The sequence below is a fragment of the Bifidobacterium tissieri genome, assembly GCF_002259645.1.
GTDB lineage: Bacteria > Actinomycetota > Actinomycetes > Actinomycetales > Bifidobacteriaceae > Galliscardovia > Galliscardovia tissieri.
Genome location: NZ_MWWV01000036.1, coordinates 1 through 1550, shown reverse-complemented (window position 1 = coordinate 1550; position 1550 = coordinate 1). Strand labels below are relative to the sequence as shown.

The 1550-nt window shown below is 60.9% G+C and carries 1 protein-coding gene; it reads left to right on the top strand.

Features of this window, described 5'->3' with window-relative positions; all coding sequences use genetic code 11:
• Window positions 1-1351, top strand: a 1351-nt coding sequence (locus BTIS_RS11585; protein ID WP_094665605.1) for a glycoside-pentoside-hexuronide (GPH):cation symporter, incomplete at its 5' end; no start/stop codon positions are given.
• Window positions 1352-1550: the final 199 nt, after the last annotated feature.

The following is a 1550-nucleotide window of genomic DNA, read 5'->3' as shown; positions in this document are numbered from 1 at the left end:
CACCAAGCTCATCGGCATCATCACCGGTCTGCTTGTGGCCATCCGTATCGGTCATATCTTCATCGANCCGCTGCTGGGCAACCTCATCGACAACACCACAACCAAGTTCGGCCGCTTCCGCCCGTGGCAGGTCATCGGTGGCTGCACATCCGCCGTGCTGCTCGCCCTCGTCTACACCGGCCTGTTCGGTCTGGTCAATGTGAGCGAGACGTGGTTCATCGTGCTGTTCGTGATCGTGTTCATCGTGCTCGACGTGTTCTACTCGCTGCGTGACATTTCCTACTGGGGCATGATTCCGGCGCTGTCCGAGGACTCTCATGAGCGCAGCGTCTACACTGCTCTCGGCTCCTTCACCGGCTCCATCGGCTACAACGGCATCACCGTGGTCGTCATCCCGATCGTCACCTACTTCAGCTACGTGTTCACCGGCTCCCACACCGAAAGCCAGTCCGGCTGGACGGCGTTCGGCGTCATCGTCGCGCTGCTTGGCATCCTCACCGCGCTCACCGTCGCGTTCGGCACCAAGGAGAACGAGAGTGCACTGCGTTCCAAGGCCCAGGAGAACGGCAACCCGCTGCAGGCGTTCGGCGCCCTGGCCCACAACGACCAGCTGCTGTGGGTCGCGCTGAGCTACCTGCTGTACGCCATCGCCAACGTGGCCACCACCGGCGTGCTGCTCTACCTGTTCAAGTTCGTACTCGGCCAGCCGGCCGCCTTCTCCATCGCCGGCGTGATCCCGATCATCACCGGTCTGGTCGCCGCGCCGCTCTACCCGATCCTCAACCGCTACATCCCGCGCCGCTACCTCTACCTCGCGGGCATGGTGTTCATGATCGCCGGCTACGTGATGTTCATCATCGGCGCGCAGAGCCTCACCCTCGTGATCGTGGCCCTCGTGCTGTTCTACATCCCCGCTACGTTCATCCAGATGACCGCCATCCTGAGCCTCACCGACTCCATCGAGTATGGTCAGCTCAAGACCGGTCGTCGTAACGAGGCCGTGACCCTGTCCGTGCGACCGATGCTCGACAAGATCGCCGGCGCATTCTCCAACGGCATCGTCGGCTTCATCGCCGTGGCCGCCGGAATGGTAGGGTCGGCCACCGCCGCCGACATGACCGCCGCCAACATCCGCACCTTCAAGATGTTCGCCTTCTACACGCCGCTCGCCCTGATCGTGGCCAGCCTCCTCGTGTTCATGTTCACCGTGAAGATCGACGAGAAGATGCATGCCGAGATCGTCGAGGAGCTTGAGGCCAAGCTCGCCAGTGGTGAGATCGAGTCCGAGGACGCCAAGGATGCCGATCTCGTCGAGGAGAACGCTGCGGAGGGTGCTTCCGATAGGAAGTAACGCGTACCGCGGTTCACAACATGGCGATGCCTTGACTCCATTGGTTCCACCATTGAAAAATGGCCGGAATCGTCAGACATCCCCGTGTTGTGAACCGCTTCCTCCGATAAAATGTGAAGAAAAAGTGAATATGTTGAGGTGTCGTGTCGCCGTGGTTTTGTTGCGGCCTTCACCCTCCGCGATATTCGCTTCCATGGCT